The organism is Streptomyces sp. NPDC047002 (assembly GCF_040704505.1).
Lineage (GTDB): Bacteria > Actinomycetota > Actinomycetes > Streptomycetales > Streptomycetaceae > Streptomyces.
In genome coordinates this window covers 46,035-71,580 of the sequence record NZ_JBEYWC010000014.1, presented here as the reverse complement: position 1 = coordinate 71,580, position 25,546 = coordinate 46,035, and the positions used below count along the sequence as shown (strand labels likewise).

The 25,546-nt window shown below is 74.9% G+C and carries 24 protein-coding genes, 1 tRNA gene and 2 pseudogenes; 11 read left to right on the top strand and 16 right to left on the bottom strand.

All coding sequences use genetic code 11. The features are described from left to right. Positions 1 to 189 precede the first annotated feature (189 nt). Positions 190 to 1,284 carry an LLM class flavin-dependent oxidoreductase gene (locus tag AB0910_RS15755; protein ID WP_366745151.1) on the bottom strand — a complete coding sequence of 365 codons (1,095 nt, stop codon included), beginning with the start codon at positions 1,282 to 1,284 and terminating at the stop codon, positions 190 to 192. 346 nt (positions 1,285 to 1,630) lie between these two features. Here AB0910_RS15755 and ehuB point away from each other — a divergent pair, with 346 nt between their 5' ends. The 6 genes from ehuB to AB0910_RS15725 all read left to right on the top strand — a co-directional run bounded on the left by ehuB (position 1,631) and on the right by AB0910_RS15725 (position 5,888). Further along, on the top strand, positions 1,631 to 2,533 hold the full coding sequence (ehuB, locus tag AB0910_RS15750; protein WP_366745150.1) for an ectoine/hydroxyectoine ABC transporter substrate-binding protein EhuB: 903 nt from the start codon (positions 1,631 to 1,633) through the stop codon (positions 2,531 to 2,533). Positions 2,534 to 2,555: 22 nt separating this feature from the next. Continuing rightward, complete coding sequence (gene ehuC / locus AB0910_RS15745; protein WP_366745149.1) at positions 2,556 to 3,302, top strand: ectoine/hydroxyectoine ABC transporter permease subunit EhuC; 747 nt, start codon at positions 2,556 to 2,558, stop codon at positions 3,300 to 3,302. Further along, positions 3,299 to 3,943 carry an ectoine/hydroxyectoine ABC transporter permease subunit EhuD gene (ehuD, locus tag AB0910_RS15740; RefSeq protein WP_366745148.1) on the top strand — a complete coding sequence of 215 codons (645 nt, stop codon included), beginning with the start codon at positions 3,299 to 3,301 and terminating at the stop codon, positions 3,941 to 3,943. The genes ehuC and ehuD overlap by 4 nt, the downstream gene beginning before the upstream one ends. After that, a complete protein-coding gene (gene ehuA, locus AB0910_RS15735; RefSeq protein WP_366745147.1) occupies positions 3,933 to 4,784 on the top strand; it encodes an ectoine/hydroxyectoine ABC transporter ATP-binding protein EhuA in 852 nt (283 codons plus the stop codon). The genes ehuD and ehuA overlap by 11 nt, the downstream gene beginning before the upstream one ends. A gap of 205 nt (positions 4,785 to 4,989) precedes the next feature. Continuing rightward, positions 4,990 to 5,754: an IclR family transcriptional regulator C-terminal domain-containing protein gene (locus AB0910_RS15730; protein ID WP_366745146.1), complete on the top strand. Its 765-nt coding sequence runs from the start codon at positions 4,990 to 4,992 to the stop codon at positions 5,752 to 5,754. A gap of 60 nt (positions 5,755 to 5,814) precedes the next feature. Beyond that, positions 5,815 to 5,888: transfer RNA gene (locus tag AB0910_RS15725), tRNA-Lys, on the top strand. Between the two features lie 58 nt (positions 5,889 to 5,946). Here the strand turns inward: AB0910_RS15725 and AB0910_RS15720 are convergent. The 7 genes from AB0910_RS15720 to AB0910_RS15690 all read right to left on the bottom strand — a co-directional run bounded on the left by AB0910_RS15720 (position 5,947) and on the right by AB0910_RS15690 (position 13,310). Beyond that, positions 5,947 to 7,707: an SPFH domain-containing protein gene (locus AB0910_RS15720; protein ID WP_366745145.1), complete on the bottom strand. Its 1,761-nt coding sequence runs from the start codon at positions 7,705 to 7,707 to the stop codon at positions 5,947 to 5,949. A gap of 11 nt (positions 7,708 to 7,718) precedes the next feature. Further along, on the bottom strand, positions 7,719 to 9,035 hold the full coding sequence (locus AB0910_RS15715) for a peptidoglycan-binding protein (RefSeq protein ID WP_366745144.1): 1,317 nt from the start codon (positions 9,033 to 9,035) through the stop codon (positions 7,719 to 7,721). Between the two features lie 344 nt (positions 9,036 to 9,379). Beyond that, the gene (locus tag AB0910_RS15710) at positions 9,380 to 10,129 is read right to left on the bottom strand and encodes a class F sortase (RefSeq protein ID WP_366745143.1); all 750 of its coding nucleotides are present in this window, start codon (positions 10,127 to 10,129) and stop codon (positions 9,380 to 9,382) included. 10 nt (positions 10,130 to 10,139) lie between these two features. Continuing rightward, on the bottom strand, positions 10,140 to 10,724 hold the full coding sequence (locus tag AB0910_RS15705) for a hypothetical protein (RefSeq protein WP_366745142.1): 585 nt from the start codon (positions 10,722 to 10,724) through the stop codon (positions 10,140 to 10,142). A 119-nt stretch (positions 10,725 to 10,843) separates the two neighbouring features. Then, complete coding sequence (locus tag AB0910_RS15700) at positions 10,844 to 11,623, bottom strand: HAD-IIA family hydrolase (RefSeq protein ID WP_366745141.1); 780 nt, start codon at positions 11,621 to 11,623, stop codon at positions 10,844 to 10,846. A gap of 230 nt (positions 11,624 to 11,853) precedes the next feature. Then, positions 11,854 to 12,093 carry a ferredoxin gene (locus AB0910_RS15695; RefSeq protein WP_366745140.1) on the bottom strand — a complete coding sequence of 80 codons (240 nt, stop codon included), beginning with the start codon at positions 12,091 to 12,093 and terminating at the stop codon, positions 11,854 to 11,856. Next, entirely contained in the window at positions 12,090 to 13,310 is a 1,221-nt protein-coding gene (locus tag AB0910_RS15690; protein WP_366745139.1) for a cytochrome P450, read from the bottom strand. The genes AB0910_RS15695 and AB0910_RS15690 overlap by 4 nt, the downstream gene beginning before the upstream one ends. 194 nt (positions 13,311 to 13,504) lie before the next feature. Between AB0910_RS15690 and AB0910_RS15685 the strand changes: the two genes are divergently transcribed. Next, positions 13,505 to 14,086 carry a TetR family transcriptional regulator gene (locus AB0910_RS15685; RefSeq protein ID WP_366745138.1) on the top strand — a complete coding sequence of 194 codons (582 nt, stop codon included), beginning with the start codon at positions 13,505 to 13,507 and terminating at the stop codon, positions 14,084 to 14,086. A gap of 91 nt (positions 14,087 to 14,177) precedes the next feature. On the opposite strand, the pseudogene AB0910_RS15680 reads toward AB0910_RS15685, so the two are convergent. The 4 genes and pseudogenes from AB0910_RS15680 to AB0910_RS15665 form a co-directional block, all read right to left on the bottom strand. Continuing rightward, positions 14,178 to 14,456, bottom strand: a pseudogene (locus tag AB0910_RS15680) (FAD-dependent oxidoreductase); the annotation flags it as partial. Beyond that, positions 14,455 to 14,712 (bottom strand): annotated as a pseudogene (locus tag AB0910_RS15675) (GntR family transcriptional regulator); the annotation flags it as partial. The pseudogenes AB0910_RS15675 and AB0910_RS15680, both read right to left, overlap by 2 nt. 41 nt (positions 14,713 to 14,753) lie before the next feature. Beyond that, the gene (locus AB0910_RS15670) at positions 14,754 to 15,650 is read right to left on the bottom strand and encodes a hypothetical protein (protein WP_366745137.1); all 897 of its coding nucleotides are present in this window, start codon (positions 15,648 to 15,650) and stop codon (positions 14,754 to 14,756) included. A 126-nt stretch (positions 15,651 to 15,776) separates the two neighbouring features. After that, on the bottom strand, positions 15,777 to 16,499 hold the full coding sequence (locus tag AB0910_RS15665) for a TetR/AcrR family transcriptional regulator (RefSeq protein ID WP_366745136.1): 723 nt from the start codon (positions 16,497 to 16,499) through the stop codon (positions 15,777 to 15,779). 50 nt (positions 16,500 to 16,549) lie between these two features. On the opposite strand from AB0910_RS15665, the gene AB0910_RS15660 reads away from it, so the two are divergent. Further along, positions 16,550 to 18,148 (top strand): FAD-dependent monooxygenase, encoded by a 1,599-nt coding sequence (locus AB0910_RS15660; protein WP_366745135.1) that lies wholly within the window; start codon positions 16,550 to 16,552, stop codon positions 18,146 to 18,148. Between the two features lie 111 nt (positions 18,149 to 18,259). Here the strand turns inward: AB0910_RS15660 and AB0910_RS15655 are convergent, their stop codons facing one another. Next, complete coding sequence (locus tag AB0910_RS15655; protein ID WP_366745134.1) at positions 18,260 to 18,838, bottom strand: TetR/AcrR family transcriptional regulator; 579 nt, start codon at positions 18,836 to 18,838, stop codon at positions 18,260 to 18,262. A gap of 92 nt (positions 18,839 to 18,930) precedes the next feature. On the opposite strand from AB0910_RS15655, the gene AB0910_RS15650 reads away from it, so the two are divergent. Continuing rightward, positions 18,931 to 19,956 carry an aldo/keto reductase gene (locus AB0910_RS15650; RefSeq protein WP_366745133.1) on the top strand — a complete coding sequence of 342 codons (1,026 nt, stop codon included), beginning with the start codon at positions 18,931 to 18,933 and terminating at the stop codon, positions 19,954 to 19,956. Between the two features lie 367 nt (positions 19,957 to 20,323). On the opposite strand, the gene AB0910_RS15645 is transcribed toward AB0910_RS15650, so the two are convergent. Beyond that, complete coding sequence (locus AB0910_RS15645) at positions 20,324 to 21,556, bottom strand: ROK family transcriptional regulator (RefSeq protein ID WP_366745132.1); 1,233 nt, start codon at positions 21,554 to 21,556, stop codon at positions 20,324 to 20,326. A 56-nt stretch (positions 21,557 to 21,612) separates the two neighbouring features. On the opposite strand from AB0910_RS15645, the gene AB0910_RS15640 reads away from it, so the two are divergent. Both AB0910_RS15640 and AB0910_RS15635 read left to right on the top strand, forming a co-directional pair. After that, on the top strand, positions 21,613 to 22,725 hold the full coding sequence (locus AB0910_RS15640) for a Gfo/Idh/MocA family oxidoreductase (protein ID WP_366745131.1): 1,113 nt from the start codon (positions 21,613 to 21,615) through the stop codon (positions 22,723 to 22,725). After that, entirely contained in the window at positions 22,722 to 23,210 is a 489-nt protein-coding gene (locus AB0910_RS15635) for a heme-degrading domain-containing protein (protein ID WP_366745130.1), read from the top strand. Before AB0910_RS15640 ends, AB0910_RS15635 begins: the two co-directional genes overlap by 4 nt. A 180-nt stretch (positions 23,211 to 23,390) precedes the next feature. Here the strand turns inward: AB0910_RS15635 and AB0910_RS15630 are convergent, their stop codons facing one another. After that, positions 23,391 to 24,248: a fumarylacetoacetate hydrolase family protein gene (locus tag AB0910_RS15630; protein WP_366745228.1), complete on the bottom strand. Its 858-nt coding sequence runs from the start codon at positions 24,246 to 24,248 to the stop codon at positions 23,391 to 23,393. Between the two features lie 328 nt (positions 24,249 to 24,576). Continuing rightward, positions 24,577 to 25,335: a YidC/Oxa1 family membrane protein insertase gene (locus tag AB0910_RS15625; RefSeq protein WP_366745129.1), complete on the bottom strand. Its 759-nt coding sequence runs from the start codon at positions 25,333 to 25,335 to the stop codon at positions 24,577 to 24,579. Positions 25,336 to 25,546: the final 211 nt, after the last annotated feature.

The window sequence follows — 25,546 nt, the reverse complement described above, 5'->3', positions numbered from 1 at the left end:
GGCGGACGGACGCGTCCGACCACGGTGGGCGGGCGGACGCGTCCGATTCTGCGCCACCCGCCAGGGCCCCGGGGTGAACTCCCGGCGACCGGGGCCGAAACCGCGCCCGGCGCCGCCCCGGTGCGGGGCGCGTCGGCGGGCGCTCCTGCGGCGCGGTGGCGGTGTCGGGCCAGGGGTACGGTGGCGGTGTCAGGCCACGGGTGCGGCGCCGGGCAGTCCGTACGCGTCGGCGATCAGCTCGTAGCTGTGCAGGCGCACGGCCGCGGTGTGCGCGTTGGCGGTGATCATCAACTCGTCGGCGCCGGTGCGCTTCTGGAGGTCGTCGAGGCCGTCGCGCACCGCGTCGGGCGTGCCGTACACGATGTTGGTGAGCCAGCCGTCGACGAAGTCGCGCTCCATCTCGCTGAACGCGTACGCCTCCGCCTCCTCGGGCGTCGGGACGAGGCCGGGGCGGCCGGTGCGCAGCCGCACCATGGACAGGGCGCCCGTCATCACCTGGCGGTGTGCCTCCGCCTCGTCCTCGGCGGCCAGCGCGGCGACGCCGATCAGCGCGTACGGCTCCGACAGCACCTCGGAGGGGCGGAACGAGCTGCGGTACAGGTCGAGCGCGGGGACGGTGTTCTGCGCGGAGAAGTGGTGCGCGAAGGCGAACGGCAGGCCCAGCATGCCGGCGAGCTGCGCGCTGAAGCCCGAGGAGCCGAGCAGCCAGATCGGCGGGCGCCCCGCGGGCCCCTGCACGGGCCCCGGCACGGAGTGGATGCGGGCGTACGGGTGCCCGTCGGGGAAGGCGTCGTCGAGGAAGCGGGTCAGCTCGACCAGCTGCTGCGGGAAGTCGTCCGCGCCCTCGTTCAGCCGGTCGGTGCGGCGCAGCGCGGCGGCGGTGGCGCCGTCGGTGCCCGGGGCCCTGCCGAGCCCGAGGTCGACGCGTCCGGGGGCGAGGGCCTCCAGGGTGCCGAACTGCTCGGCGATCACGAGCGGTGCGTGGTTCGGCAGCATCACACCGCCGGAGCCGAGCCTGATCCTTTCGGTGTGCGCGGCGAGGTGCGAGAGGATCACCGCGGGCGAGGAGGACGCGATGCCGGGCATCGAGTGGTGCTCGGCGATCCAGTGGCGCAGATAGCCGCGCCGCTCGGCGAGCCGCGCCAGGGCGACGCTGTTGCGCAGCGCGTCCGTCGCGGTCGTGCCGGCGCCGACCGTGACCAGGTCGAGCACGGAGAGCGGCACGGGCGCCGTGCCCTGCGCCGTGCCTCGGATCGCGTCGGCTGTGGTGGCGTCGTCCGTCACGTTCGGGTCCTCCAGAGTGAGCCGTTCCTTACCGGGCGGCAGCGGAGGACGTCTCCGTTTTATTCCCGGTCCGCCGCCCCGGAGGTGCCCCCGGCCGCCGCGGCGGCCCGCAGGCCGACGCGGGCGACGGGATCCCGCCGCCCCACGGGCGTCTCGAATCCGCCGGGACATACCGCACAACACAAGGACACAGCACCCCAGCCGCACCACTTCCGGCCACCGGAACGTCTCCTTCCGGACACCGTTGGATTACAGCCGACGAGGCGGCCGCATAGAAGCCCGGGAGCGGGCAGGCGCCTGGCGAAGTCTGTCCGATCCCGAACACCGCCGAGGAGAATGCGAACCCATGGCTGATTTCCCGAACCTGTCCCGCCGGGGCTTCCTCAGCCGGTCCGCCGCCGTCGGCGGACTGCTCGTGGTACCCGGTGCCCTGGCCGCGTGCAGCAAAACCAACACCTCCGCCGGGTCGGGCGACGACGTGCTCGCCACGCTGCGCAAGCAGGGCTACGTGCGGGTCGCGTACGCGGGCGAGGCACCGTACGGCTACACGGAGGGCGGCGTCCTCAAGGGCGAGGCGCCCGCGCTGCACGCCCGGATATTCAAGGCGCTCGGCGTCGACAAGCTGAAGCCGACGCTCTCCGACTTCGACAGCCTGATCCCCGGCCTCCAGGCGGGCCGCTACGACGTGGTCAGCGCCGGCATGGCGATCACGCCCGAGCGGTGCGCCAACGTCCTGTTCTCCGAGCCGGAGTTCATATCCCCGACCGCCATCATGGTGAAGAAGGGGAACCCGAAGAAGATCACCGACCTGGCCTCGGCCAAGGCCGCGGGCGTCACCATCGGCGTGATGGCGGGCGCCGTCGAGGCGTCGTACGCGAAGGCAGCCGGCATCCCCGCGTCGAAGATCAAGACCCTCCAGAACCAGCAGGACGGCGCCGACGCCGTCAAGGGCGGCCGGGTGGACGCCTTCGTGCTCACCGGCATCTCGCTGCGCTGGCTCGCCAAGACCAACCCCACGCTCGAAGTGACGCCGACCTTCGTGCCCACACTGGACGGCAAGAAGCAGTTCAGCCCCGGCGGCGCCGCCTTCCAGAAGGGCAACGAGGCGCTGCGCGACGCCTTCAACACCCAGCTGAAGAAGATCACCTCGAACAGGTCCGCGTACGTGGGCCTGCTGAACCCCTACGGCTTCACCGCCGCCGAGATCCCGCCGGCCACCCTCAAGACCGCCGACCTGTGCAAGGGCTGACCGGCACGGGACCGGAGGCGACATGAACACCTTCTTCACGGCTTTCTTCGACAATCTGCCGCAGGTGGTCTCGGGGCTCGGCGTGACCGCGGAGGCCACGGTGCTCGGCGCGCTGTTCGCGTTCGTGCTCTCCTTCGTACTGGGACTCGCGGCCGGGCACCGCAACATCGTCGTGCGCGGCGTGTCCCGCACGATCGTGGAGTTCTTCCGCGGCACCTCCCTCTATGTCCAGCTGTTCTGGCTCTACTTCGCGCTGCCGCTGCTCACCGGCTACCAGCTGACCGGCCTGTTCTGCGGTGTGGTCGCGTTCGCGCTCAACTTCGGCGCGTACGGCTCCGAGGTGGTGCGGGGCGGCATCAGCGCGGTGCCGCGCGCCCAGTGGGAGGCGGCCGTCGCGCTCAACCTCAGCCCGTACCAGCGGATGCGCCGGGTGATCCTGCCGCAGGCGCTCGCCCAGATGATCCCGTCCTTCACCAACCTGCTGATCCAGCTGCTGAAGGCGACGCCGCTGCTGTGGCTGATCTCCGCGGCCGACCTGATGACCGTGATCCAGCAGCTGCGCGACCGCACCGGTGAGTCGCTCGTCGCCTATCTCACGCTGCTGGTCTGCTACTTCGTCATCGCCTCGGTGCTGACATTCCTGATGAACCTCCTGGAGAAGGCCGCCAAGGCGCGCCTCGGCCAGCACACCGGCGCACGCGGCCTGTTCCGCAGCCGGAGCGCGGCCGCGGCCGAGTCCACGGCGGTGGCGGGGACTGGTGCGATGTGAACGGCGCTGCCTTCGACTGGGGCGCGGCGGGCGACGTACTCCCGCTGCTGCTCGACGGATTCCTGACCACCCTGCTCGCCACGGCGCTCGGCATCCTGCTGGCGGCCGTGCTCGGCCTGGTGATCGCGGTCGCCCGGCGCGGGCCCACCGCGCTCTCCGCACCGGTGCGCGCCGTCATGGAGTTCATCCGCGCCACCCCGCTGCTGGTGCAACTCGTCGGCGCGGCAACGGTGTTCTCCAGTGTGGACCCCTTGGTCATCGGTGTGGTCGTGCTCGGCATCCACTACGCCACCTACACCTCGGAGGTGTACAGGGCCGGCATCGACGCCGTGCCGAAGGGGCAGTGGGAGGCGTGCCGGGCGCTGTCGCTCTCGCCGCGCCGCACCTGGCAGGCCGTGGTCCTGCCGCAGGCGGTGCGCAACGTCCTCCCGGCCCTGGGCAACTACGCCATCTCGATGTTCAAGGAGACGCCGTTCCTCGCCGTCATCACCGTCGAGGAGATGGTCTTCAAGGCCCGGCAGTACGGGTCCGAGCACTTCGCGTACACGGAGGCGTTCACGCTCGCGGGGCTGATCTTCCTGGTCGCGAGCTACCCCACGTCGCTGCTGATGAGAAAGCTGGAGAAGCGCCTTGGCCACTGACCCGACGCAGAAGACGACCGACGCGGGCGGCCCCCTCGGCAAGGCGGCGCCCGCCGCCGCGCCGCCGCGCGCCGACACCCCGATGATCCGCTTCGAGGAGGTGGAGAAGCGCTACGGCGACCATCTTGTCCTCGACAAGCTGGACTTCGAGGTCACCCGGGGCGAGCACGTCACCCTGATCGGCCCGAGCGGCTCGGGCAAGACGACCATCCTGCGGCTGCTGATGACGCTGGAGCGGCCGAGCGGCGGGGTGATCTGGGTGGACGGCGAGCCGCTGTCCCACGCCAGGACGCCGGGCGGCGGCCTCAAGCCCGCCACCGAGAAGCAGCTGCGGGAGTCCCGCCGGAAGATCGGCATGGTCTTCCAGCAGTTCAACCTCTTCCCCAACATGAACGTGCTGCGCAACATCACCGAGGCGCCGGTCACCGTCCTCGGCACGGACCGCGGCGAGGCCGAGGCCCGCGCCATCGAGCTGCTCGACCTGGTCGGGCTCGGCGACAAGGTCGACGCCCACCCGACCCAGCTCTCCGGCGGCCAGCAGCAGCGCGTCGCGATCGCCCGCGCGCTCGCCATGCGCCCCGACGTCCTGCTGCTCGACGAGGTCACCTCGGCGCTCGACCCCGAGCTGGTGGCGGGCGTGCTCGACCTGCTGCGGCAGATCGCCCGCGACACGGACATCACCATGCTCTGCGTCACCCACGAGATGAACTTCGCGCGGGACGTCTCCGATCAGGTACTGATGTTCGACTCGGGCCGGATCGTGGAGCAGGGCCCGCCGGAGAAGATCTTCTCCGACCCCGAGCACCAGCGCACCCGCGAGTTCCTGAACGCGGTGCTCTAGACGCCCCTGCCCCGGGCCCGCCCGTCAGGGCGACGGGCGGGCGGGCCCGGGGCGCGGCGCGCCCGAGGGCGCCCGCGGGCCCAATTCACCGTTCGCCACGGCCCGTCGGGGCCGCCCGTGGTTATCGTTGACCCCTGGCGCGCCGCGGGGCCGAAGGCCCTGGGCACGCCGGCGGCAGAGGACAGCGGGCAGAGGGGGGAGCACGGTGGTCGCACCGGAGCCGGTCGTGCCGTTCCACTCGGTGCACTACGTGCTGCGCGTACTGGAGGCCGTCTTCCGGCACCCGGACGGCGCCACCAGGGAGCAGCTGGCACGCGAGTGCGGGCTGCCCGCGGCACACCTGTCGCCGCTGCTCGCGCTGTTGTGCCGCGAGGAGTACGTGGAGCGGCTGGCCGACGACACCTATGCGGCGGGCGACGCGCTCGCGCTGCTCGGTTCGGGCAGCGGGCGCGGCATGGCGGGCAGGCTCCAGGAGGCGCTGGCCAGGCTGCGGGACTCGCTGGGCGCCGCCGTCTACATCAGCCGCTACATCGACGGCGAGATACGGGTCACGCAGATGGCCGCGGGGCCCGGCACGCCGCCGGTGCGCGAGTGGGTCGAGTTCAGCGCGGCCGCGCACGCCAGCGCGGTCGGCAAGTGCCTGCTCACCCAGCTCGACCGGGAGAGCCGCAGGGACCATCTGGCCCGGCACAAGACGGCGCGGCTCACCTCGCACACGATCACCAGCGAGCAGGCGCTCCTGTCCCGCCTCGAAAGCCGGCCGCCCACGGCCCCGGTCCTCGACCTCCAGGAGTACGCGGTCGGCACGGTCTGCGCGGCCGTCCCCCTGGCCGCGGGCCCCGCGGTCGGCGCGCTCGCCCTGTCCCTGCCCGTCGAGCGTGCACACCGGCTGCGCGCCGCCGCTGCCGCGCTCCACCGCGAGGCGGCGCCGCTCGCGCTGACCCTCACCGTCGCGGGCGCCTCCGCCTGAGGCCGGTCGGCCGTGGTCACGAGCACCCCCGGGGACCAGGTAGGATGACTATGTCAGCACGCGCCGCTAGCTCAGTTGGTTAGAGCAGCTGACTCTTAATCAGCGGGTCCGGGGTTCGAGTCCCTGGCGGCGCACTGCACGGCGAGGGCCGTGGACCGGGTCACCGGTCCACGGCCCTCGTGGCGTTCCGGGTCAGCGCTCGCCCGGCCCCCCGGCCCGCCCGGTGCAGAACGCCACCGTGAGGTCCTTGACCAGCGCCTTGCGCTCGTAGTCGTCCAGCTCGACGAGGCCGCGCGCGGTGAGCCGGTGGACCGTCTCGTCCACCGCGTCGACCACGGCGGTCAGCACGGTGTCGCGGTGCCGGGCGTCGAGCGCGGCGATCCGGCTGCGCTGCATCGCGTCCGCGATCTCCGGCGCGTACTCGATGCGGGTGGGCTGCGCGGAGAACACCTCGATCCCGGCGGGCCTGCACTCGGCGCCCAGCACCCGGGTCAGCGAGTCCCCGACCGCCTCCGCGTTGCGCAGCGTCGGCGAGGCGCCGTGGAACGCGTCGGCGGGCAGCTGCGACAGCACGCGCGCGAGCGCCGCCTCGACCTGCTCGCGCAGGTACTCCTCGTGGTCGCGGATGCCGAGCGTCGCGCGCACGGTGTCCCGTACCCGCCACACCACGAGGACGACGACGCGCAGCGCGGTGCCGTTGGCGTCCATCGCCGGCATCGGCTCCGAGCGCCAGTGCCGCAGCCGCACGTCGACCCTGCGGCGCAGCAGCAGCGGGCTGATCCACAGCAGTCCGGTGCGGCGCACGCTGCCGCGGTACTCGCCGAACAGGGTCAGCACCAGCGCGTGCCCGAGCCTGCCGCGGCTGAGGCCGCCGAGCGTGAACAGCAGCACGACCACGCCGAGCGTCAGCAGCAGCCACCGCCCGATGCCGATCCCCGCGTACGGGTGCGGGGCAAGCCCCGCCATGCCGGTCAGCACGTCGGGCAGGGCGCCGGCGCGCCACAGCAGCGCGAGGCAGCCGGACAGGGTGAGCGCCCCGGCGAACGCGGCGGCCCACCCCGGCAGCACGGGCCCCGGGCGCTCGGTGATCCCGGGGTCGACCGGCGGCCCTGGCCGCGCCGGCGCCCCGGTGCGGCGGATCCTCGGCTGCTCCCCGGTGCCGAGGCGCCGCCCGACGACGGTGGGTGCGCGGCGGGCCGCCGGGTCGACCTCGTCCCTGAAGAGGAGGTGCACGGGGATCTCGTGGGTGGCCTCCCCCACGATGAGCGGGCTGCGCCGGGGCCCGCCGGCCTGCCTGCCGTGCCCGCCGACCGCGCCGACCAGCGCTTCGCCGTCGCCCGGCCGGTCGGCGAAGGCCCAGTCGCCCGCGCCGGCCCGCGCGGGCCCGTCGGGCGCGGGGTCGGGCGCGTCAGGCGCGGGATCGGGCCCGTCTGGCGCGGAGTCGGGCACGTCGGGCGCGGGATCGGGCGCGTCGGGCGCGGGATCGGGCGCGTCGGGCGCGGGATCGGGCGCGTCGGGCGCGTCCACCGCGGCCGCTTCCCCAGGCCTGTCCGCCACCACAGGCCCGTCCGCCACCACGCCGGAGTCAGCGGGCGCGCCCGCGGGCCCGGGTACGGCGGCCTGCCCGCCCGCGGCCGCGTCGGCTTCCGGGTGCGGGGCCCCCGGGACGCCGGGGGCCTCGTCGCCGCCCGCCGGGTCCGTGGCGGCGGGGGCTTCCGCCACCGCCCCCGGTACGCCGGAGGCCGCGGGGGCCCGCCCCGCCGATCCCGCACCGGCCGGTCCCGAATCCGCCGGGGGCGGCGTGCTCACGGCCGCCGCGGCGGCGGGCCCGGCGCCGCCCGCGTGCTCCTGGCGCGGCGCCGTGCCGTCCGCCGGGCGCTCTCCGTCCGCGGGTGCCGCAAACACGGGGGACTCCGGTGGCGGGGTGTCGCCGGGCGGGGTGGTCGTCGTCATGCTTTCCTCCGTCACGCGAACAGTCGTCGCCATGTCTCGGGGCCCGGGTAGCCGTCCGCCGCGCTGCCGGTCCACCCCAGCGCCCGCTGGAACGCGGCCGTGTTCCTGCGGTCGGCCTCGCCCCACGTGCGGCTCGGGCCCTCGGTGTACGCGGCGCCGAAGCCCCGCTTCACGAGCTGCCTGCCGAGCTGCTCCACGTACGCGTTGGACTGCCCCGGCCTGAAGTACCCCTCGCCGGGGAAGGACGGCGCCTCGGGCGCGGCGGCGGGCGCGGGCGCCGCGTGGCCCGCGTGCGCCGCGGTGCCGCCGACGGCGGGGATGTCCTTGCCGAGGCCGAGGACGAGCAGCCGCCAGGTCGCGGGTCCTGGCAGCCCGTCCGCCTCCTTGCCCCGCCACCCCTGCGCCTGCTGGAACGCCTGGGTGGCGCGCCGGTCCGCCTCGCCCCAGCGCGGCCCCGGGCCCGTGGTGTAGAAGCGCTTGCCGCCGCGCGCCACGAGCAGCTCGCCGAGCCGGGTGACGTACGCGTTGTCCTTGCCCGGCCCGAACTTCGACGCGCCGGGGAACGCCGCCGACACCGCGGAGGCCGCGCCCGCCGTCTCCTCGACGACCCCCTTGTAGCGGTAGGCGACGTACTTGTCGGAGTTGGTCCAGTACGCCATGGGCGTGGTCTGCGCCCGCGTGTGCGGCGGGGTCTGCTCGTACGCCAGGTAGGAGTCGTGCGAGGCGTCGGCCCAGCCGCCGAAGACGGTGACGTGCGAGCCCTTGTTGGGGTCGGCGGGGTTGTGGAACAGCAGGATGTCGCCGGGCCTGAGGTCGGCGCGGTCGATCTTCACGCCGTACGCGGCGAGGCTCCCCGTCCACTCGTTCTTCGGCAGGTTCCACGCCATGGAGACATAGCCGGAGCAGTCCTGGCGGTAGCCGTCGGTCCAGTACTTGGTCATGCTGTACGGCACCTGCGCGTCGACCCACCTCTTGGCGCGGTCGATGATCTCCGCGCGGGTCGTCCTGCGCAGGTCGTGCGACGTGCCGTTGCCCTCGGGCCTGCCGTGCAGCGGGCCGCTGCCGCCCTGCGGGGTGTCGTAGTCGGTGTCGACCGCGCGGCTGTGCGGCACCGCGGCGCCCGCCGGGAGGTGCGCGGGGGCGGCGGAGGCGGCTGCGGCGCCGCAGCCCCAGGCGAGGCCCACCGCCGTGGCGAGGGCGACCGCACGCTGGGCGCCTGGCGCGCCCTCGCGGCCGACGCCGCAGGCCCGCTCCCTGCGTGCCTGCGCGCATCCCGCGCAGGGGCAGTCGAGAGCGGGCTCGTACTCTTCGAAGACCGGGACGGCCATGCGATCCCCTCCACGCTCGTCAGATGATGTGTGACGCGGTATCAAGAGCGTCAGTGTCTCAACTGCCCCAATACGTCGCATTCTGACGGATCAAAGGTAGTAAATCCGCCTTTGACGGGGCGTGGCACGCGGCAAAAGGCCCGGTTTGCCCAGGAAAGAGGCGTAGAGTGCGGACACCCCTCTGCGATACCGGCTGACGGCCCGTCGGCCGGCGGCCGGCGGCGCACCGCGTGCCGCACCCGTCCCGGCCGCGGCGCACGGCAGACACCTGGAGGCCCCCGCGCGGTGTGCGCGGGGGCCTCGCGGTCTCTGCCGCCGGGCGGGTTCCCCGGCGGGCGGCGCGGTCAGCGGGCGGCGGCCGTCGTGGTCCGCTCCCCTGCCCCGCGGCCCTTGCCCGTCCCGCCGCCCGGTGCCGCGTCCGTGACGCCGGTCAGGTACGCCGAGACGACGACGTTGGCCGTGTACTGGCGGGTCTTGCGGTCGAAGGTCCCCCCGCAGGTGATCAGCCGCAGGTCGGCCCTGGTCCGCTGGGCCGCGCCGTAGACCTTCGCGGCGTCGAAGTGCTTGCGCGTCACGACCTCCACGTCGTCGACGGTGAACTCGGCGACCGAGCCGTCGGCCCGCGTCACGCGCACCTTCTCGCCCGCCTTCGCCGCGCTCAGCCCGTAGAAGACCGCGGGCCTGGTCTCGGTGTCGACATGGCCGACGAGGACGGAGGTACCGACGGCGCCCGGCTGCGTACCGGCCTCGTACCAGCCGACCGTGCCGGGGGTGGAGTACGGCGGCGGGTCGACCGCGCCCGCGGCATCGAGCCCGCGCCCCGACACGGGCGCCGCGATGCCGAGCGCCGGGATGTCGAGGCGCCGGGGCAGTGCGGGGTCGAGGGGCCGGTGGGCGGGCGGCAGGGGCACGCCGAGCGGCCGGCCCACGGCGGCGATGTCGCCCGTGGCGGGCGCCGAGGCGCCGCCCGACGAGCCGTCGGCCGCGCCGCGGCCCCACATCCACAGGCCGAGCAGCAGCACGGCCCAGGCGACCCCCGTGATCAGGCGTCCGCCGCCGCGGCCGGGGGCCGCCGCGCCCTCTCCTTCGGACACGGTGGCCGCCTCAGTCCGCGTCCCGGGCGGCGGACGCGGCCGCGCGCCTGCGCTGCGTGGTGCGGTACGCCACGGTGACCGCGGCGACCGAGGCGAGGGCGAGCCCCGCGAGGGTGAAGGGGGTACCTGGGCCGGACTGCGTGGCACCCTCGGCCCGCGCGTCCTCGGCGTCGGCCGCGACGACCGCCGTGCCGCCGCCGCCCGCGTGCACCGGCGCGTGCGGGACCGGGTAGTCGTGGCCGCCGCCGACCACCTGGAAGTGGCCGACATTGCCGTGATGGTGACCGTCGCAGTCGACGCTGATGTCGTAACCGCCCGCGGCCATCCAGGACTTGACGGAGACGTCGCCGTACATGGTGTGCTGTGAGCCGCTGACCGTGACCGCCTGGGCGAACGCGCTCGATGTGACCTTGGCCCGGCCGTCCCGGCAGCCGTCGACCTTGATCTGGACCCGGCCCTGCGCCGCGATGGCGGTGGGCGTGACGGTGGCGGTGACACCGTCGTGCGCCTGGGCCGACGTGGCCCCGCAGACCGGGGCCGCGACGAGTATGACGGCCGCACTGGCGGCACGGAGAGCGAGCAGTCTTGAACGCATCGTGAACCTCCTCCTGACAGGAAGACTCACCCGCGCGCCGGGTTTCCGCATCCGCAGGGCCGTGGGCGCCTCACCCGTACGGCCCCGCGGTCACGGCGCCGACCTGGCCGTACGCCGCCTCAGACCAGGTCGATGAGGTCGGCGATCGAGTCGACGGTGTTCGACGGCCTGAAGGGGTACTTGTCGACGTCCTCGCGGGTGGTCACACCGCTCAGCACGAGGAACGTCTCGACCCCCGCTTCGAGGCCCGCGAGCACGTCGGTGTCCATCCGGTCGCCGATCATCGCGCTGGTCTCGGAGTGGGCGCCGATCGCGTTGAGGCCCGTGCGCATCATCAGCGGGTTGGGCTTGCCCGCGAAGTACGGCTCCTTGCCCGTGGCCTTGGTGATCAGGGAGGCCACGGCGCCCGCGGCGGGCAGCGGCCCCTCCATCGAGGGGCCCGTCGCGTCGGGGTTGGTGCAGATGAAGCGGGCGCCGCCGTTGATCAGCCGGATGGCGCGGGTGAGCGCCTCGAAGGAGTACGTGCGGGTCTCGCCGAGCACCACGTAGTCGGGGGCGTGGTCGGTGAGCACGTACCCGATGTCGTGCAGGGCGGTGGTCAGGCCCGCCTCGCCGATGACGTAAGCGGTGCCGCCGGGGCGCTGGTCCTCCAGGAACCGCGCGGTGGCGAGCGCCGAGGTCCAGATGTTCTCCACCGGCACCTGGAGCCCCATCCTGGCCAGCCGCGCCTGGAGGTCGCGCGGCGTGTAGATGGAGTTGTTGGTGAGGACGAGGAAGGGCTTGCCCGATTCGCGCAGCCGCTTCAGGAACTCGGCGGCGCCCGGGATCGGAACCCCTTCGTGCACGAGGACACCGTCCATGTCCGTGAGCCACGACTCGATGGGCTTGCGCTCTGCCACTGGCCTGATCTCCGCTCTGCGGTGGAAACGACACGCCCAGCCTAACGAGCCGGGAATCCTTCCACGATCGCCCTCCCGCGCAGGTCGTGCTCGCGGCGCGGGCCGTCGGCGGCCGGGGCGCACCGCCGCCGGCGCGCGTGGGGGTGCGCGCCGGAGCCGGTGCCGCAGGGGGCGGGGCGGCGCCGGGTCCCGTACGGCCGCGGGCTCTGCGGTGCTGGGGCCCGGCGGTGTTACGGGCGGGGCCCGACCACCTCGCCCGACGCGCCGTCCGTCACGGTGATGGCGGACGAGGGGCAGGAGTCGGCGACGTCGAGCAGCGCCTCGTCCTCGGGGGCGTCGCCCGCGTCCGGTGCGACGGTGGCGGTGGGGCCCTCCAGAGCGAAACGTTCCGGCGCGAGCGCCGCGCACATGCCGGAGCCGATGCAGACGTGGTCGTCGACCTCGATGTGCCAGCCGGCCACCCCGCTCACCACCCCACCGGCAGCGTGCGCGCGCCGCGCACCAGCATCTTCGACTTCCACTCCGGCTCTCCCGCGATCCGCAGCTGCGGCACCTTCGTCACCAGCGCGCGCAGCGCCTCCTGGAGCTCCATCCTGGCCAGCTGCGCGCCCAGGCAGTGGTGCACGCCGTGGCCGAAGCCGAGGTGCTGGTTGGCCGGGCGGTCGAAGCGGAGGGTGTCGGGGTCCTCGAACTTCGCCGGGTCCCGGTTGGCGGAGCCGAGGGAGACGAGCACCGGCTCGCCCCTGCGCACGAGCACCCCGCCCACCTCGATGTCCTCCTTCGCGTACCGGGGGAAGAAGCCGCCGGACGCCAGCGGGATGAACCGCATCAACTCCTCTACGGCACTGGGCACCAGGTCCGGGTCGTCGACCAACCGCTGCCACTCGTCGCGGTGTTCGAGCAGCGTCCACACCATGTTGGGGATCTGGGAGGCCGTGGTCTCGTGCCCCGCGACGAGGATCGCCAGGCAGAGGTTGGTCATCTCCTCCTCGCTCAGCCGGTCCTTGGCGTCGCGCGCCTCGATGAGCCCGGAGATCAGGTCGTCGCGCGGCTCGACGCGGCGCCGGGCGATGTACGTGGCGAGGTAGGACGTCAACTGCTTCTGGTTCTCCAGGAGTTCCTCGGAGCTCAGCCGGTCGGTCGACATCAGCGCGTCGCTCCAGACCCGGAACTTGGGCCGGTCCTGCGCCGGGACGCCGAGCATCTCGCAGATCACGGCGACGGGCAGCGGCAGCGCGAACGCGTCGACCAGGTCGGCCGGCGAGCCGGCCGCGACCATCCCGTCCAGCAGGTCGCCGGTGAGCCCCCGCACCCACGGGCGCAGCCCCTCGACCTGGTGGCGGGTGAAGGCCCGGGAGACGAGGGTGCGCAGCCGGGTGTGGTCCGGCGGGTCCATCGACAGGATGCTGGGCCGGGAGACGGCCGGGTTGTAGCGCGGCTCGCCCTCGTCGCCCACAGCCATGGCGCGGGAGAACCGCAGGTCGCCGAGGACGAACCGGGCGTCCTCGTAGCGCGTCGCGAGCCACGCGGGTCCGCCGTGCGGCAGCCGGACCCGGATCATCCCGGCGCCCTCCCTGGCGTCGGCGTACGCCTCGTGCAGTTGGAGCCCGCCGCCCTCGTTGAACGGGTACGGCACGGGCTCGGGAACGGAGACAGAGGCTGAGGTGGGGGGTGTGGTGCTCGTCAAGGCTCTCTCCCACGTGAACGTGGCGGACGGTGTGGACGGCCGCGCGGCACCCGGGAGGGCTCTTCGCACTCTCCGTGGCGCTCCGGCGACCGAACGTCTTGCAAGCAGACGCTTACAAGCTAGGCAGCCGCGCTCGCGGCAGTCAAGGCGTGCTCCGCACACCGCGCGGGGATACGGTGTGCGCGGGAGGACTTGTGGCTGAAACCGGACGCCCCGCGCGCCCCCGGGCGCGCGACGCGGCGGCGACGCGCAAGGCGCTGCTCGACGCCGCCGCCGAACTCTTCTTCGAACGCGGCTTCCAGCGCACCACGGTGCGCGACATCGCCGACCGCGCGGGCGCCAACCAGGCGCTGATCTTCCGGTACTTCGGCTCGAAGGCGGCGGTCTTCGAGGCGGTCGCCGCCCGCCTCGGACACGAGCAGCTCGACCGGACGCCGGTGGAGCGGCTGCTCGAAACCACCCTGCGCAGCATGGTGCAGGGCGAGCCGGGCAGGCGGCGCGACCACACGATGGTGACGTTCCTGCGCTCGCTCGGCACGGACGGCCCCGCGGCCGACATCGCCGAACAGCTCGGCGACGACTACGCCGCGGCCCTGGCGACACTGACCGACGCGCCGGACGCGCGGCTGCGCGCACAGCTGGTGCTCGCGTGGCTCGTGGGCATCGGGCTGGTCAGGGACGTGAGCCGGATCGAGCCCCTCAAGACGGCGAGCGCCGACGAGGTGGCGGACCTGTTCCTGAAGGCGGCGCGCACACTGCTCGAAGGAACCGATTAACTCCCGCGCCCGCGCGGCGGGTTCGGTGCGGCGCGCCGGGTCCTGAGCGCCGGGCGCGGCCCCGTCGCCCACGGCCGGCGCATGCGCTCGCGCGCCGCACGGGCAGTTCGGGGGCGAGCTCGCAGACGAGCCCGCCGAGCCCGCCGAGCCCGCCGAGCCAGGCGCCGGTGCACAGCACGGCGGCGTCGCAGGTGTGGGTGTCACCGTGGTCGTCGCGCACGGCCGTGCCGCCACCCGGCAGGTCCGCCACGTCGCGCACCTCGCGGCCGCCAAGGAAGGTGTATCTGCCGGTGGCGAGCAGCGCCTGCTTCAGGGCGAGTTGGGCGGTGCGCGGCTCGACGGCCGCGTCCCTGCGGCACCACAGCGCGGCCGCGGCCCTGCCTCCGCAGCCGCCCTTCGAGGAGCAGTTCGCACAGCGCCTGTCGCACCGTCTCGCGCGCCGCGCCGTACCGCGCGGCGAGGTCCCGTTCCGTCGGCAGCGGCTCACCCTCGCGCCACGCGTCGAGGAGCGCGGAGACCTGGGCCTTGACGGCGTAGTACTTGGGGACGCGGCCGTGCTCGGGGACCCCGGCGCGCACCGGCGCGCCCGGCGAGTGCAGATGGTGGGAGTCGAGGGGGTGTTCCACCGTGGGATGGTCGCACGCGCCGCGGCGGCGGCAGCGGCGGGTCAGCTCCTGCGGGTACGGCGCCGCTCCACCAGGACGACGATCCCGGCGCCCCCGGCGATCAGCCCCACGGCGGCGCCGGTACGGGCCAGGACCCCGGCGGCACCGGTCGCCGCGAGCTGCGGGGGCAGCGGCAGCGGGGACGTCCACGGGTCGGTGCCCGGGCCCGCGGGCATGCCGGGGGTGGCGGGGGCGGTGGAGCCGCCGGGTTCCGTGGAGCCCGCGGGGGCCGTGGGGGCGCCCGGCGTGGCCGGGGTGCCCGGCGGCCGGCCGCTCCCGCCGGGTGCGGTGTCCGCGTCTTCGCCGCCCGCCACCACGCGGAGGCGGTACGGCGCGGACGCGCCCACCCAGCCGCCGTCGTTCCCCTCGCGCTGCACGGCCGCGGCGCTTACGGTCACGGGTCCCTCGGGCGCGTCCCCGGCGAACGCGAGGCTCGCCTCCAGGCTGACGGTGCCGCGCGCGGGCACGGTGAGCCCGGTGGTGTCCCGGTCGACGACCCCGATGACCTCGTCCTCGTCCGAGGTGTGGAGCGGGAGGGTGCGCGGCACGCCGTGCCCGTCGGCGAGGCGGAGGGTGATCTGGGCCGCCGTCAGCCGGCGCCCGGCGCCGGTGACGACGAGGACGGGGTGCACATTGCGGCAGGCGCGGCGGGTGGTGTTGACGAGGTCGACGTACCAGGTCTGCGCGCCGCCGCCCGCCCGGTAGACGGCGGGGCCGCCGCGCAGCCGCGCCCGGATCGGGAAGTCGCGGGCGGCCGCCGCGCCGCAGAGCGGCACGGGGGCAGGCGCGCTCGCGACGGCACGCGCGGCCGGGGCCGGGTGCGGGGCCGCGGCCACGTGCGCCGGCGCGACGGCGGCGGCGAGACCGAGGGACAGGACGGCGGCACGGCGCAGGCGCATGGCAGCGTCTCCTCCACGGATCGCGGGCGGGACCCAGACGCTGCCACGCGGCGCAGGACTCCCCCGGCCACCACGACCACCAACGGCCCGAAAATCATACGAATAGGCCCCTTGGGGGTGGCCGGGTCAGCGGCGGGCGAGCCCGTCGATCATCAGCCCGAGGGTGAAGTCGAACCGCTCGTGCGGCTCGCCCGCGGTGAGCTCCGCCGCGTGCCGGGTGGTGTGCGGGAAGTCCGCCGCGGACAGCGCGGCGAGCCTGCCGCGCAGCTCCTCGCGGTCCCGCACCCACACCGTGTCGTCCTGCCCGGCACGCTGCCGCACGACCGAGAGCTCAAGGCAGTAGGCGGCCACGTACAGCAGGAGCGCGTCGGCGGCCCACGCGGCGGCACGCGGCGCGACGCCCCCGGCGAGCAGGAGCGCGAGCAGCCCCTCGCTCACCCGCAGGGCCGACAGGTCGGTGGGGGCCATGGCGAGCGCGGCGCGGGAGATCCCCGGGTACCGCAGGTACTGGTCGCGGACCTGCCGGCACACGTCGCGCACCCGGTCGCGCCAGGCCGCGGGGTCGGGCTCCGGCAGGGCGAGCCCCGCGCACAACCGCCCGATCAGCAGCTCGTCGAGGTCGGCCTTGTTGACGACGTGGGCGTAGAGCGAGGCGGGTCCCGTGTCGAGCGCGGCGGCCACCCTGCGCATGGTCAGCGCCTCGTAGCCGTCCGCGGCGACGAGGTCGAGCGCGGTGTCGACGACCTGCTCGACGGTGATCGGGACCGCGCGGCGCCGCGGGGCACGGGTGGCCGCCGCCGCTCGATCCTGCGGCTGGTGGCGGGCCACGCGTCGCTCTCTCGGGTTCACCGCGCCACTATAACTTGACGCGAACACTGTTCGTATATAGAACAGTGTTCGTGACGAAGGAACGGAAGAAGACGGACGGCCGCCGGAGCGGGACGGCGCGGGACACGGACGTGACCGTGGTGGGAGCAGGGCCCGTGGGACTCCTGCTCGCGGCGGAGCTGGCGCTCACCGGGGCCCGGGTGCAGGTGCTCGAACGGCTGGCGGAGCCCGATCGGACGATGAAGGCCGGGTCGATCAACGTGCCGACGGCCGAGGCGCTGGACCGCCGCGGGCTGCTGGCCGCGGCGGAGCGCGTGCAGCGCGAGGCGTTCGCGCGGATGGCGCCCGCGGGGCCCGGCGCGGGCCGGGGAGGCAGCGGTCGGCCCGTGCCGGGGGCGCGGTTCACCGGGCACTTCGCAGGGATGCCCCTCGACCCGGCCCTGGTGGACTGGGCGGATCCGGAGATCGCCGCGCACGCGGCGGCCGCGGGCGCCCGGGTGGTGCCGCAGCGGGAGCTCGAGGAGCTGCTGGCGGCGCACGCCGGGCGGCTCGGCGTGCCGGTGCGCCGCGGGGTGGAGGTCACCGGATGCGAGGACACCGGCGACGGCGTACGGGTCGCCACCGGCGCGGGCGCGCTGGACACCGGTTGGCTGGTCGGCTGCGACGGCGGGCACAGCACCGTGCGGCGCCTCGCGGGCATCGGCTTCCCCGGCACCGGCCCGGAACTCTCCGGGTATCTGGCGCTCGCCGACCTCGCCGACCCCTCGGTGCTCGCGGAGGGCTGGGTGTGGTCGGCCGAGGGCGCGTACCGCTACGGGCCGCAGCCGGGCCGGGTGGTCACCGTGGAGTTCGGCGCACCGCCGGCGGACCGCGCGGCCCCGGTGTCCCTCCAGGAGGTGCAGGCCGCCCTGCGCCGGGTCTCGGGCACGGACGTCACGCTCACCGCGCTGCGCGGCGCGGCGACCCGCTGGAGCGACAACGCGCGCCAGGCGGCGGCCTACCGGTCGGGCCGGGTGCTGCTCGCAGGCGACGCGGCGCACGTGCACTCGCCGTTCGGCGGCCAGGGGCTCAACCTCGGGGTCGGCGACGCGGTGAACCTCGGCTGGAAGCTGGGCGCCGTGGTCGCGGGCCTGGCGCCCGAAAGGCTGCTCGACACCTACGAGGCCGAGCGCCGCCCGCTCGGCGCCTGGGTGCTCGACTGGACGCGGGCGCAGAGCGCGGTGCTGCGCGGGGACGCCAGGTCGGCCGCGCTGCGGGAGGTCGTGGGCGGCCTGCTGGCCACGGGTGACGGTACGACGTACGCGGTCAAGAAACTCTCAGGCGTCACCCAGCGCCTCGCCCTGCCGGGGGACCATCCGCTGGTCGGCGCCCTCACCCCCGACCTGTGGCTGGCGGACGGCTCGCGGCTGGCCGACCACGGCCACGGCGGCGGCTTCCTGCTGCTCGACCGCACACCGGACGGCGCGTTCACCCGCGCCGCCGCGGCGTGGCACGGGCGGGTACGCGCGGTCACCGACGCACCCGGCGCGCCGGCGGCGCCCGCGGCGCCCATCGGGGTCCTGGTGCGGCCGGACGGCGTCGTCGCCTGGGCCGCCGACCCCGGCGCCGAGGACGCCGCCGGCCTCGACGCGGCCCTGCACCGCTGGGCGGGCCGCCAGGCGACGGCGTAGCCCGCCACCGCCATCGCCGCGCACGGCGGCCCGGGCCCGGCGCCGCGCGCGTCGCACCCGGCGCCACACGCCTCGTGGTCGGAGTCTCCGGCGCTCGGCCGGTCGGAGCCTCTAGCGCTCGGCGCCGTAGCGGAGGCCGTCGATGAGCAGGGCGACCATCCGCTCGTCCGCCGTGCGGTCCTCGCCACCCGTGCAGAGGCGGGACACGGCGTGCAGCAACTCCATGGGGGCGACGTCCCCGCGGACGCGGCCCGCGCACGCCGCCGCGTCGAGCAGGGTGCGCAGCGCGGGCTCGAAGCGCTCCTGGAAGTACGCGGGCAGCGGCTCGAACGCGGGGTTGCCCGAGTGCAGCGCCGCGGCGAGGCCGCGCTTGGTGCCGACGAACCCGGTGAACCGGTGCAGCCAGCGGGTGAGCGCGTCGAAGGGCTCGCACTCGGCGGCGAGCACGGCCGCCTCGGCCGCGCAGGCGTCGACCTCGTGCCGGAAGACGGCCGAGACCAGGTCGGAGCGCTCGGGGAAGTGGCGGTAGAAGGTGGCGAGGCCCACCCCTGCCCTGCCGGTGATCTCCCGCACCGGGGCGTCCACACCCGAGGTGAGGAAGACCTCCCGGGCCGCGGCGACCAGCGCGTCGATGCTCCGCTGCGCGTCGGCGCGCACGCGCCGCGTGCGCTCGGGTGGGGGCGCGCCCATGAGGACCCTCCGCTTGCTAAGTGAGAAGCCGTTCCGTATCGTCTAACCGAGAAGACGTTCCGCTTATGCGATCCTAGCACCGGAGGACAGCGATGAGGTATCGCACGCTCGGCCGCACCGGCATCCAGGTCAGCCCGTACTGCCTGGGGGCCATGATGTTCGGGGCCATCGGCAACCCGGACCACGAGGACGCGGTCCGCATCATCCACAGGGCCCTCGACTCCGGCATCAACTTCGTGGACACGGCCGACGTGTACTCGCAGGGGGAGTCGGAGGAGATCGTCGGCAAGGCGCTCAAGGGCAGGCGGGACGCGGTCGTGCTCGCCACCAAGGTGAACGGCGCCATGGGCGACGACCCCAACAGGCGCGGCACCTCGCGGCGCTGGATCATGACCGCGGTCGAGGACTCGCTGCGCCGCCTGGGCACCGACCACATCGACCTCTACCAGGTACACCGGCTCGACCCCACGGTCGACATCGAGGAGACCCTCTCGGCCCTCACCGACCTCGTGCGCAGCGGCAAGGTGCGCGCGATCGGCTCCTCGGCCTTCCCCGCGTCGGCGATCGTGGAGGCCCAGTGGGTTGCCGAGTCCCGGGGGTTCGAACGCTTCCGCACCGAGCAGCCCGCCTACTCGATCCTCGACCGCGGCATCGAGCGCGAGGTCCTGCCGGTGGCGCAGCGCTACGGCATGGGGGCGCTCGTGTGGAGCCCGCTGGCGCAGGGCATGCTGACCGGCCGCTACCGCAAGGGCCGGCCCGCGCAGACACACCGCGGCGGACTGTTCAGGCACTACACGGACGAGCGCCGCCTGGACGCCGTCGAGCGGCTGATCCCGCTGGCCGGGCAGGCGGGCCTGAAGCTGACGCACCTGGCGATGGCGTTCGCGGTCGCCCACCCCGGCGTCACGTCGGCCATCATCGGACCGCGCACCATGGAGCACCTGGACGACCTGCTCGCGGGCGCCGACATCACCCTCGACGACGCCCTCCTCGACGAGATCGACGCGGTCGTCGCCCCCGGCACCAGTGCGGGCGAACTCGACATGGCCTACACACCCCCCGAGCTCCAGCACGCGCCGCTGCGCCGCCGCCCCCGCGAAGAACGCCCGGCCGCCTGAGCCGACGCGCGGAGGGTCGACGGCCCGGGGCTCCGCAGGGGTTACGGGGCGGCGGCCCAGGACCGGCGCCCGCCGCCGAGCGCGCGCCGCCGAGCCGTCGGGCCGTTCGGGCCGTTCGGACCGCTCGGACCGCTCGGACCGCTCGGGCCGTCGGGCCGCTCGGGCCGCTCGGGCCGTCGGGCCGCTCGGGCCGTTCGGGCCGTTCGGACCGTCGGGCCGCTCGGGCCGTTCGGGCCGCTCGGGCCGTTCGGACCGTTCGGACCGTCGGGCCGCTCGGGCCGTTCGGGCCGCTCGGGCCGTTCGGACCGTTCGGACCGTCGGGCCGCTCGGGCCGTTCGGGCCGTTCGGGCCGTTCGGGCCGTTCGGGTCAGCGCAGGCGGTGGCCGAACAGCGGGGCGAGTACGAGGTGGGCCGCGCCCTCGGCGACCGGGCGCGCCCCGGCCTCGACGGCGGTGACCGGCACGGCACCGGGGGCACGCCCGGCGGGCCGCCCCGCAAGCACCGCGGCGACCCCTGCGGTGAACCGCTCCCGGTGCGCGGCGACCGTGCGCCCGCCGAGCACGACGCGGTCGATGTCGAGCAGCTCGACGAGGTTCGCCGCGCCCTCGCCCAGCACCCGCGCGGCCTCACCGAGGTCGCCGCGCGCGACGGCGGCCAGGCACAGCGCCTCAAGGCAGCCCCGGTAGCCGCAGCCGCAGGGCGGGCCGTCCAACTGGACGACCTGGTGGCCGAACTCGCCCGCCCCGGTCCGCGCGCCGCGGTGCAGCGCGCCGTCGAGCACCAGACCGGCGCCGAGCCCCGTACCGAGGTGCAGATACGCGAACGAGCCGCCACCGCCCCCCGGTGCGGCGAGCCCCAGCGCCGCCGCGTTGGTGTCCTTGTCGAGCGCCACGTGCAGCCCCAGCCGCTCGGCGAGCGCGGCCCGCAGCAGGAAACCGTCCCACTGCGGGAACCCCGTCACCCGGCCGGCCGTCCCGGCCGCGTGGTCGAGCGGCCCCGGCATGGCGACCCCGACCCCGAGCACCCCGCCCGGCGCCCCAGGACCGTCCGGGCCCGCCCGTTCCGCCGGTCCCGGCCGCGCCGCGGCCCGCACCTCCGCGACCCGCCGCACCGCGGCGGCCAGTACCTCTCCGGGCGGCGCGCCGAGGTCGAGCGGCCCCGCGGCGGCGGCCACCGGCCGGCCCGCGAGGTCGACCAGGACGGCCGTGGCCTCGTCCCGGTCCAGGTGCAGGCCGACCGCGTGCGCGGCGCCGGGGACGAGGCGCAGGACCGTGCGCGGCTTGCCGCCCGTGGAGGCGCGGAAGCCCGCGTCCGCCGCGAGCCCCTCCGCCCGGAGCCTCGCGGTGATCTTGCTGACGGCCTGCGGGGTGAGGCCCGTGCGCTCGGCGAGCTCCAGCCGACTGATGCCCTCGTCCGCCGCGGCGCGCAGCAGGCCGAGCACCAGGGCGGTGTTGTGCCCGCGCAGCACCGGCAGATTGGCGCCCGAGGCGGGCGGCTTAGCCGCTGCGGGGCCCGCGGGCCCGGGCACCGCGGGCCCTGCGGCGGCGGGCTCGGGGCCAGGGCCGCGCCGGGCGGGCTGGTGGGGATCCGTGCCGTTCATCGCCGCCATTCTCCCGCGCTCTTGCACTTTGGCAACAGCGTTGCTTAAGTGGAACCATGACTGGCAGCATGACCGGCACATCCGACCGCCCCCTCAGGGTCGGACTCGTGGGGTACGGCCTCGCGGGTTCCGTCTTCCACGCACCGCTGATCGCCGCCACCGAGGGCCTCGCCCTCGACACGGTCGTCACGTCGAGCGAGGAGCGCCGCGCCCAGGCGCGCGCCGAGTTCCCCACCGTGCGGTTCGCCGCCTCTCCCGACGAGCTCTGGCAGCGCGCCGACGAGCTGGACCTCGTCGTCATCGCCTCGCCGAACAAGACCCACGTGCCCCTCGCCACCGCGGCGCTCGAATCCGGCCTGCCGGTCGTCGTCGACAAGCCGGTCGCGGGGACGGCCGCAGACGCCAGGGCGCTCGGCGCGCTCGCGGCGGAGCGCGGGCTGCTGCTCTCCGTCTTCCAGAACCGCCGCTGGGACAACGACTTCCTCACCCTCAGGAACCTCGTCGACGCCGGTGATCTCGGCGAGGTGCAGCGCTTCGAGTCCCGCTTCGAGCGCTGGCGCCCGCAGCTCAAGGGCGGCTGGCGCGAGTCCGGCGCCCCCGAGGAGATCGGCGGCCTGCTCTACGACCTGGGCAGCCATGTCGTCGACCAGGCGCTCACCCTGTTCGGCCCGGTGCGCCTCGTCTACGCGGAGTCCGACGTGCGCCGCCCCGGCGCCGAGGCCGACGACGACACCTTCTTCGCCCTCACCCACACCTCGGGCGTCCGCTCGCACCTCTATGTCAGCGCCACCACCGCCCAGCTCGGCCCGCGCTTCCGCGTCCTCGGGTCGACCGCGGGCTTCGTGAAGTACGGGCTCGACCCCCAGGAGTCCGCCCTGCGCGAGGGCCGCCGCCCCGGGGCGGCCGGCGACGCGCCCTGGGGCGTGGAGCCCGAGTCCCAGTGGGGCAGGCTCGGCGCGGGCGAGTCGCCGCTGACCGGCGGCGGCACGCCCGTACCCACGGTCCACGGCGACTACCCCGCGTACTACGCAGCCGTCGCCGCGGCCCTGCGCGACGGCGGCGCGCCGCCCGTCACTGCGGAGCAGGCCGCGGCGACCCTGGACGTCCTCGAAGCCGCGCGCCGCTCCGCGCGCGAGGGCACCGCCGTCCGGCTGGAGGCCACCGCATGAGCCCCGCGCCCGCCCGCAAGGAGCTGCCCTCCGCCGTCGAGTTGGAGGCCGAGGCCGCCGACCTCGTGCTCCCACGCTTCGGCCACGACGAGGCATGGCGCCTCGGCTCGCTGCTGGTCGAACTGGCCCGCGCCCGGCGCGCCCCGGTGGCGATCGACATCCACCAGGGCGCCCAGCAGCTCTTTCACTGCGCGCTGCCCGGGTCGAGCGCCGACAACGACGGCTGGATCGAGCGGAAGCGCCGCGTCGTGGAGCGCTACGGCGCCGCATCGCTGCTGGTGGGAGCCCGCTTCCGGGCCAAGGGCCAGACCTTCGAGGAGTCCTCCCGGCTCGACCCGGCCCACTATGCGGCCCACGGCGGCTGCGTACCGCTCGTCGTCGGCGGCGCGGGCATGGTCGGCACCGTCACCGTCTCCGGCCTCCCGCAGGCCGAGGACCACGCACTGGTGGTGGAGGCCCTGCGCACCCTGCGCGCCGAACTCTGAAGACCCGCGCCCCGTCTCACGCCGCGCCGCCCCGGCCGACGCCCCCACCGGCCTCCGGTCGCGCGAGCCCGGTGGGACGCGGTGGGCCCGGTGGGACGCGGTGGGCCCGGTGGGACGCGGTGGGCCCGGTGGGACGCGGTGGGCCCGGTGGGCGCCCTGGGCGGGGCGCCCGCCGGGCGGTCAGGCGTCCTTGAACTGCTGGCGCTGCCTGCCCAGTCCCTCGATCTCCAGCTCCACGACATCGCCCGAGCGCAGATAGGGCTTCGGCTCCGGCTGGCCGAGCGCCACCCCCGCGGGCGTGCCAGTGTTGATGACATCGCCCGGGTAGAGCGTCATGAACTGGCTGACGTACCGGACGATCTCCGCGACGGGGAAGATCATGTCGGCGGTCGTGCCGTCCTGCCTGGTCTCGCCGTTGACGCTGAGCCTCAGCGAGAGCGCCTGCGGGTCGGGCACCTCGTCGGCCGTCACCAGCCAGGGGCCGAGGGGGTTGAACGTCTCGCAGTTCTTGCCCTTGTCCCACTGGCCGCCGCGCTCGATCTGGAACTCGCGCTCGGAGACGTCGTTGGACACGGCGTACGCGGCGACATGCCCGAGCGCCTCCTCCGCGGACTCCACGTACCGCGCGGTCCTGCCGATGACGACGGCGAGTTCGACCTCCCAGTCCGTCTTCACGCTCTTGCGCGGGATGAGGACCGTGTCCTCGGGTCCGACCACGGTGTCCGCCGCTTTGAAGAAGATGATCGGCTCGGACGGCGCCTGCGCGTTCGTCTCGCGGGCGTGGTCGTGGTAGTTGAGGCCGATGCAGACGATCTTCCCTATGCCGGTGAGCGGCGCGCCGGTCCGCTGCCCGCCTTCGAGCACGGGCAGCCCGCCTCCCGCCGCGGCGGCCCGGATGCGCTCAAGGGCCGCGTCATCGGCGAGGAGCGCGCCGTCGATGTCGGAGACGAGGCCCGACAGGTCCCGCAGGGTCGTACCGTCCTCGTCGAGCAGCGCGGGGCGCTCCGCACCCGCCGTACCGACACGCAGCAGCTTCATCGTTCCTGACTCCTCTTGGTCGAGCTGATCGAACTGGTCGAGCTGGTCGAACTGGCAGAGCTGGTCGAACTGGTTGAACTGGCGGGACCGGCCGGACCGGTCGGGCCGGCCCTGACCGATGGCACCGATGGCACCGACGGCACCGACGGCACCGGTCAGGTCGGGGGCCCGGTCCTGCCGGCGGGTGCGGCGGCCGGCAGGACCGGGCGGCCCCTCCCGTACAACCGGGCAATCCTTCCCATACATCGGATCTCTCCGCAAGGCCGCGTCTCACAGCCCGGTCACCGACGCGCCCGGCGCCGGGGCGGGACCGCCCCCGCACCGCCCGCTACACGGGGGCCGCGACCGCCCGCCGCGGCGCCTCCCGCTGGAGCAGATACCGCTCCGCCGCCGTCCACACCGTGCTCGTCACCACGTACAGCGCGGCGGCGAGCGGCACGACGGCGACCGTGACCAGGGTGAAGAAGGACAGCAGGGGCATGAGCCGCATCGCCCCGGCGACGGCCCCCGAGCCGGGGACCGAGGCGTCGACGAGCGGGGCCGCACCGGCCTGCTGCCGCCTGGCGCGCACGGCGCCGAACGTGGCGACCGCGCCGATGATCACGAAAAGCGCGGCATACACCAGGCCCGCCGGGCCGAACGGCCCGCCGCGCGCGAGGGCTTCGCTCCAGCGGTCCCCGAGGGGCGCGCCGAGCAGGGAGTGGCCGAGCAGTTCATTGGGACGTCCTCCGATCTCCGAGCTGTAGAACACGCGGTACATCAGGTAGAAGGCGGGCAGTTGCAGCAGCATCGGCAGGCACCCGGCGAGCGGGGAGACCTGCTCCTCCTCGTAGAGCCTCGTCGTCGCGCGCTGGAGCTTCTGCGGGTTCTTCGCATGGGTGCGGCGCAGCTCGGCCAGGCGCGGCGCGAGCTCGGCCCGCGCCCGCTGCGCACGGGCCGAGGCACGGGAGAGGGGGTGGGCGGCGAGGCGGACGAGGACGGTGAACAGGACGATGGCGACGGCCACCGCCGAGCCGTGGAACAGCGGCCCGAGCGGGCCTGCGAGAGCGTCCACCAGGCGGGCGAACGCGGAAATGATCGTGGACAAGGCTGTGCCCTCCGAGGGTCACGTCGAACCGGGCGAACCGGCCACGGACCGAAGTCGAACCGGCGTGGATGCGGCGTGACGGCCGGCGCGGGCAGCAGTCGTGCGCGGGCAGGCGGGCGGGCCCCTGCCCCCTCGCCTCGGGGTGGCGCACCGTGTGCCACCGGCGGAGACGGAGGAGGGGCGGGATCCGCAACGCCCGGCGCGAATGCCG